This is a genomic window from Candidatus Hydrogenedentota bacterium, from assembly GCA_019695095.1.
Lineage (GTDB): Bacteria > Hydrogenedentota > Hydrogenedentia > Hydrogenedentales > SLHB01 > JAIBAQ01.
Map to the genome: position 1 here is coordinate 1 of JAIBAQ010000255.1, position 6,909 is coordinate 6,909.

The 6,909-nt window shown below is 60.5% G+C and carries 6 protein-coding genes; all 6 read left to right on the forward strand.

The genetic code is table 11. The features are described 5' to 3' along the window. Positions 1 to 67 precede the first annotated feature (67 nt). Positions 68 to 907 carry a TIGR00730 family Rossman fold protein gene (locus K1Y02_24070; protein ID MBX7259458.1) on the forward strand — a complete coding sequence of 280 codons (840 nt, stop codon included), beginning with the start codon at positions 68 to 70 and terminating at the stop codon, positions 905 to 907. A 19-nt stretch (positions 908 to 926) separates the two neighbouring features. Beyond that, on the forward strand, positions 927 to 2,651 hold the full coding sequence (locus K1Y02_24075; GenBank protein MBX7259459.1) for a glycosyltransferase family 39 protein: 1,725 nt from the start codon (positions 927 to 929) through the stop codon (positions 2,649 to 2,651). Next, a complete protein-coding gene (locus K1Y02_24080; protein MBX7259460.1) occupies positions 2,648 to 4,321 on the forward strand; it encodes a glycosyltransferase family 39 protein in 1,674 nt (557 codons plus the stop codon). The genes K1Y02_24075 and K1Y02_24080 overlap by 4 nt, the downstream gene beginning before the upstream one ends. A 69-nt stretch (positions 4,322 to 4,390) precedes the next feature. Further along, positions 4,391 to 6,079, forward strand: a complete 1,689-nt coding sequence (locus K1Y02_24085; protein MBX7259461.1) for a carbamoyltransferase — start codon at positions 4,391 to 4,393, stop codon at positions 6,077 to 6,079. Next, positions 6,076 to 6,672, forward strand: coding sequence for an AAA family ATPase (locus K1Y02_24090; GenBank protein ID MBX7259462.1), 597 nt, complete (start codon positions 6,076 to 6,078; stop codon positions 6,670 to 6,672). Before K1Y02_24085 ends, K1Y02_24090 begins: the two co-directional genes overlap by 4 nt. Further along, on the forward strand, positions 6,665 to 6,909 hold a 245-nt coding region (locus K1Y02_24095), incomplete at its 3' end, for a glycosyltransferase (protein MBX7259463.1). The genes K1Y02_24090 and K1Y02_24095, both read left to right, overlap by 8 nt.

A 6,909-nucleotide genomic window follows, 5' to 3' on the forward strand; every position in this document is an offset into this window, starting at 1 on the left:
ATTGCGGGATAGTCATGATTGGGACGGACAGTCGTTTCGCTTATGGAAGTAGGAGATTGGCAATCGCATGAAGAGCACCAAGAATCACGAAGGAAAATGGCCGGAGAAGGCCTATAAGAATCTTGCTTTTCTGAACAGTCCCGACGCGCGCACTATTCGCGTGTTGTGCGAGTTTATCGAACCGGGCACCCGGTTCCGGCGCAACCGGATTCACGATACGGTCGTGTTCTTCGGATCCGCGCGCATTTCCCCGCGCGACGAAGCCCTCCGCGAATTGGAGAGCGTTCGCGCTGCATGCTCGGCAGCGAAGCGCCCGTCGCAGGCACAGCGCGATGCGGTTCTGTGTGCCGAACGCGCCGTGGAGATGGCGCGGTACTACGAAGATGCCGCGGACCTCGCGGAGCGCATGACACGATGGTCGCGCAGATTGGGCGGCGGCAAACGGCGCTTTGTCGTGTGCTCGGGCGGGGGTCCCGGCATTATGGAAGCGGCCAACCGAGGGGCGTCGCGCGCGGGCGGGCCGACGATCGGATTGAACATCAGCCTGCCATTCGAGCAGATGCCAAACCCGTATCAGTCGCAGGAATTGGCCTTTGAGTTTCACTATTTCTTCGTGCGCAAATTCTGGTTCGCGTACTTGGCCAAGGCCTTGGTCGTCTTTCCGGGCGGGTTCGGCACGATGGACGAAATGTTTGAGATCTTGACGCTGATTCAGACCCGCAAGACAGCAAAGCCAATGCCTGTGGTTCTGTACGGGAGCGCCTACTGGAATGAGATCGTCAATTTTGACGCGCTCGTGAAGTGGGGCATGATCGACCGGAAGGACCTCGAACTGTTCCGTGTCGTGGACGATGTGGACACGGCGTTTACCTATCTGACCGCGGAATTGAAGCGATTGCACATTTGATGAGCAAGACGGCATGGAAATGAAACGACGCACGGTCTTTCTGTGGCTTACTCTGTTCACGGCGGCCGCGGCGTTTCTTCGCTTGTACGCGATTACAGAGGTTGGCATCTACGACCTCGACGAAGGTCTCTATCTCGTCGACGCCCACGCAAAATGGAACGAATGGCACTTGTGCGCGGAATTGGCTCAGCGGAAGTGGGACGAGATGCGTGGCGGCCCCGAACTGCTCATGGCCAAAGAACTGCCCAAACTGCGCGATGCGCTCGCATCGGAAACCGTCTTTGCAGGAAAGCACCTTTATTATTACCTGATCGCCTTCATCATGCTGTTCACCGGGCCGGTTGTCTGGTCGGGCATCCTGATCGATGCCGTGGCGGGAATCGGTTCGGTGTGGTTGATCTACGCGTTCGTGAAGCGTTTGTACTCCCAGCGCGCGGGGTTGATTGCGGCAGGCATCACGACATTCTCGGCGTATCACGTGTTCTACTCGCGACGCGTGTACGGTACGGCCATCATCGCGTTTCTCTTTATGGCGGCCTTGTATTGCCACCTGCGCGCCGTGCGGTGCCGCGACGACGGCGGCTCCATCCGAAGCCAGCGCTTGTGGCTCGTGGCGTGCGGCGCGTTTGCAGGTCTATGCTTCATCATCAACTTTCAAATCGCCGTGCTGCTGCCGGTGCTTGCGCTCGTGCACGTGTTCACGTGTGTAAGGTTTGGCGGTGGCACGGCTGCAGAGATCGGCTGTACCGAATCGAGAACAAAGGCGTCGTTACGCTGGCTGATAGGCGGCGGCCTCTGCGTACTGCTGGGATTCGCCATGCCGATTGCGTGCATGGAGGCCGCTTCGTACCCGTTGATTCTTCTATTCCGGTCGCAAGGCTTGCAGTATCCCCACGGCACGTTCCTGGAACTCGTAACGCCGAAACTTACTTCGCATCTCGGGCACGCGTTCTACTGGAGTGGGTTCGTGCTCCTTCCCTTTTTTATCTCCGTGCTAGAAGGAATGCCCGCGCTGGTGTTGTGTGTCGCGTTGCCGATACTGGCGCTGATAACCTTGCGAAAGACAACGGTCTCGCGTCGGACTCGCGCGCGTACAATCATCTATCTGGGTTGCTGGTTCTTGATTCCGTTTCTCATCTTCTCCTCGAAGACCCCACAGTCCAGTCGCGTCTTCGTGAACTGTCTTCCGCCCCTGTTTGCGGCACTGGCCGTGTGCGCGGATGCGACATGGTCGTATGCCGGTCCCCGGCGTGCCTTTGCGCGAGCCGCGGTGGCGCTTCTGCTTGCCGCAGCGGGCATATCGTCATTGGTCCACAATGTCGAGTTACTGCGAATGCGCTCCGCGTTTCCCGATGTCATGCGATGGCTCGCGTCGACGCCCGAGCGAGGCGCTTCCGCGCCCTACGGCCTCGTACTCCTGAGTTATCTGCGCCAATACGGACTGCCTGGCGGCAGCTACACCACCTACATCACCTACGGCACCGAACCGCCTCCGTACTTCGTCACCGACCGCACCGAGTTGTGGGACAAGCAATATCCGGACACCTCGGTCTTCGTGCCAGAGGGCGCGCACCCCGTGAAACGATTCGAGCATCGTTTCGGACGCATCCTGTTGGAAGCGGGAGCGTTTCCGCCCGAAGGCAATCCCCTCGACAACATCCGTTGGGTGAGAGGCCTTGACCTGACACGTTCGCGACAAGTGCTCGTCTACGACATCCGCACGTGGGAAAAGCGGATGCCATGAACAAGAGGGCGTGGATAGCTCTGTCCATCATCTTGCTTGGGGCAACATGCCTGCGCTTCTTTTCGCTGGACAAGCAAGGCATCCAGGGGATGGACGAAGGACGATACTTGCTCGATGGTCTCAGCAAGCTGAATGAAATCGAGTTCTATCGCGGCCTTGTGGAAGGCAAGGTAAACGAAATCCGAGGCAAGGAAACTTTCAGTCTCCCGGAGTTTCTACGCCGCGAACACGACATTCTGGGAAAGCTTCCGCCCTTTTCGCCCAAGCTGGGCTTTGACTATGTCACCGCGCTGTACATGGCCGTCGCAGGATATTCGGTCGATGCGTGTAACTACATCGAGGCGGCCTCCGGAGTCGTAATGATCGCGCTGCTCTTTGCGCTCGTCCGCGCCCTGGCGGGCGCTCGCGCGGCACTCGTGGCCGCGGCTGCGCTCGCCATCTCGCCCTACCACGTGTATTTCTCCCGCAACGCCTATCCTCAATGCCTGTCGGCGCTGTTGCTCATCCTGGCCGTGCTTGCACACCTGGGTTGGACGGTCGCGCGCGAGAAAGAGAACCGAGATCGATACGGCCTGCTCCTATTCTCGGGCGTGTGCGCAGGGGTAACGTTCTGGCTCCATTACCAAGTCGCTGGCGCGCTGCCGCTCTTGGCCGTCTTGCACCTGGCGACAACCGCGCGGGACGGCCGCATGCGCGAGAAGCTGACTCGATTCGCGCTAGGCGGCTGTTGCATCGCGGGCGGTTTCGCGGCTGTCCTGATTGCCGCCGAATGCCTGTCGTATCCGGGAATTCTCCTGTTTCGGTCGCAAGGCATGCTCTATCCGCACGGCACCTTCTTCGAGTTGCTGTGGCCGCGGTTCACCGGACAATCCAGCGTGCCGTTTCATGCGAGCGGCGTTGTGCTGTTCCCGTATTTCTTCTGCCTGTTCGAGGGATGGCCCGCTGCTATCGCATGGTCCGCGCTGCTTCTCTTGGGTGCAACGCTTTCACGTTGCTCGTCCGCCAAGAAGACCCTCACAGCACTACTCTACCTCGGCATTGCGTTCCTGGTGCCGTGGCTTTTCTTTTCGGTGAAAACCACGCAAGGCGCGCGCATGTTTCTCTATGCGCTTCCTTTTTTCGCCGGACTCCTGGGGCTTGCCGTGGATGCGCTGTGGTCTAACCCCACCCGGCATGCGCGCGCACTCCGAGTACTCGTCGCGTGCCTTTTGGCGGTGGGCTTCGTTTCATCATCCATGCAGCTTCCGGAGGTGCTCCGGACGCGTTCCGCCATGCCGGAAGCCCTCGCCTTCGTTCGCGCCTCCGACGACCCTCGCGCGTGCGCCGAGTGGTACGCCGTCCTGGACGCGTATTTGATTCAGGAGTCAATGAGCGGCGGAAACGTGTACACCTATCTGGCGCGGCAGGAACCCGTGCCGAAATACTTCCTGAACGATTGGTCCGGCCTGTACTTCTCGCGGTATCCCGACGAGCCGGTGGCGCTGCCTGCCGGTTCGGAGCCGGTGAAAGTGTTCAGGCACGACTTTGGACGCATCTTCCTGGAAACCGAGGCGTTCCCGTCGCTGGGCGATCCGCTGAAGAACATCGCGTGGACGCGCGCGCTGGACCTCGATCGCGCCCGGCAACTGTTGGTGTATGACTATGCTGCATGCACGGCCAACGTCCGGTGAGCGGCGCCAATCCGCGCAAATGACGCCAAAACCGGTATACTACGGCGTGGTGTTGCACAGGAAGCCTCGATGAACATTCTGGGAATTGGTGGATATTCGCATGACTCGGCGGCCGCGCTGGTATGCGACGGCAAGCTCGTGGCCGCCGTAGCGGAAGAACGGCTGACGCGCATCAAGCACCAAGGCGGCGTGCCGCATCGCGCAGCGCAGTTCTGCCTCGACCATGCCGGATTGAAGCCCGGCGATATCGATCACGTCTGCTGCTACATGCGCCCCGGATTCCGCATCGGCAAACGAATCCCGTACCGGCTCACGCAAATGATTCGCAGCCCGTACTACAGCGCGGGATTCATCGCGTACGAGCTCGGGCACAACGCGCAGTACGTTTCGGGGATGCGCGCCCTGTTGGGGCCGCGCACCAAGCTGCACTTCATGAACCACCATCCCGCGCACGCGGCGTCCGCCTTTCTCGTCAGCCCCTTCGACGAGGCGGCGCTGTTGTCTATCGATTATGTGGGCGAGTGGGCGGCCACGTGGGCGGGCGTGGGACGCGGTACGCGCATCGAGCCGCTATTTCACGAAAACTACCCGAACTCGCTGGGCGTCTTCTATACGGCCATCACCGACTACCTGGGTTTCCTGCGCGCAAGCGACGAATACAAGGTGATGGGCCTCGCATCGTACGGTGAACCCGAGTACATCGACGACTTTCGCCGTATCATTCGATTGTTGCCGGGCGGACGGTATGCGCTCGACTTGTCGTGGTTTCAATGCCACTACCTGCCGGGATCGCGATGCGGCTATTTCTCCAAGAAGTTCCTCGATCGATTCGGGCCTCCGCGCGCCAAGGGCGAACCCATCGAGACACGCCACCAGAACCTCGCGGCGTCGGCGCAGCGCGCGCTGGAGGAAACGGGGTTGCACATCGCGAAGCATTTGCACGAACAGACCGGTATGAAACGGCTTTGCATGGCGGGTGGCGTGGCGTTGAATTGCTCGATGAACGGACGCCTGTTGCGCGAATCGCCGTTCGACGAGATTTTTGTGCAGCCCGCGGCCGGAGACGATGGCATCGGGATCGGCGGCGCGTTTCAGTTGTGGCACGCGTTCTCCGGGAACGGGCGTTCGTTTGTGATGCGCGACGCGTGTCTCGGCCCCGAATTCTCGAACGACGACATCCGCGTCTTTCTGGACCGCGCGAAGATCACCTATGAGCGCCCAGCGAACGTCCTGGAGCGGACCGCCGAACTATTGGCTGAAGGCAAGATCGTCGGTTGGTTTCAGGGGCGAATGGAGTTCGGACCGCGCGCGCTCGGCGCCCGCAGCATCCTTGCCGATCCCACACGGCCCGATATGAAGGACCTGCTCAACAAGTACGTGAAACACCGCGAGGAATTTCGTCCCTTCGCGCCCAGTTGTCTCGCGGAACGCGCCGGCGACTACTTTGAGGGTTGCACGGATTCACCGTTTATGCTTTTCGTGCACCGCGTCAAGCCTGAAATGCGCGCCGCCGTTCCCGCTATTACCCATATCGACGGGACTGCCCGCGTGCAGACCGTCTCGGCGGAGGTCTCTCCGAAGTACCACGCCCTGATCAGCGCTTTTGAAAAACGGCGGGGGGTCCCCATGGTGTTGAACACGTCGTTCAACGTGATGGGCGAGCCTATTGTACATACACCGTCGGACGCCGTACGCTGTTTCTACAGCACCGGCATGGACGCGTTGACGATCGGCGACTACGTGATAACCAAAACATGAACGCAAAACGCGACGAGGGCACTTTCCACATCTTGATTTTCGGGGCCGCGGGCACCGGCGCCACGACCCTCGCCGAAGTACTGTCCGACGAAATGCTCGATTGCCCGCATGTGGACCTCGATGAGTACATGTGGTTACCCTCCGACCCGCCCTATCAAGAACGGCGCAGCATGGATGAAGTCCACAAGCTGGTATCCGACGACATCCGCGAGTTTCCCGCCTGGATCATCTCGACGGCGTCGGTGGCTTGGCTGGGTGATATCGAGTCCCTTATCGACCTTGCCGTATTTCTCTGGCTTCCCCCCGATCTGCGCATTGCGCGGCTGGAACGCCGTGAACTGCTGCAGCTTGGCAGCGAGCGCGTTGCGTCCGGCGGCGATCTGCACGAACAGTCGCAAGCGTTTCTGCATTGGGCATCCCAATACGACAACGGTTCGCACCCCGGCTGGGATCGCGCGAGCCACGAGCAGTGGATTCAGCGCGCACCGTGCCCCGTGCTGCGGCTTGAAGAAGACATGCCCGTTGCTGTGCGCATCGACCGTGTTCGCCTCGCTTTGTTCGACCTGAAAGAAGGCCGCGGCCTGAATGGCTGAGTCAAGCAGCCGCTCCGCCGTGATTCTCACGGCCGATTACCCGCCAATCGAGGGAGGAATCAGCACCGTGGCGCTGAACGTGACCCGCGAATTGGCGGCCGCGGGCTGGAAGGTGACTGTCGTCGCGCCCCATTTTCCCGGCATGGAAGAATTCGACCGCGCAGAACCCGCTCAAGTCGTTCGCTTTCGTGGTTACGGTTTGGGGCCGTTACGCGTAGTGCCGATGGCGATCCGATC

Bases quoted from the DNA above. Each gene is read 5' to 3' on its own strand.
- K1Y02_24075 (MBX7259459.1), top strand. From the start codon at position 927: ATGAAACGACGCACGGTCTTTCTGTGGCTTACTCTGTTCACGGCGGCC.
- K1Y02_24070 (MBX7259458.1), top strand. From the start codon at position 68: ATGAAGAGCACCAAGAATCACGAAGGAAAATGGCCGGAGAAGGCCTAT.
- K1Y02_24085 (MBX7259461.1), top strand. From the start codon at position 4,391: ATGAACATTCTGGGAATTGGTGGATATTCGCATGACTCGGCGGCCGCG.
- K1Y02_24080 (MBX7259460.1), top strand. From the start codon at position 2,648: ATGAACAAGAGGGCGTGGATAGCTCTGTCCATCATCTTGCTTGGGGCA.
- K1Y02_24090 (MBX7259462.1), top strand. From the start codon at position 6,076: ATGAACGCAAAACGCGACGAGGGCACTTTCCACATCTTGATTTTCGGG.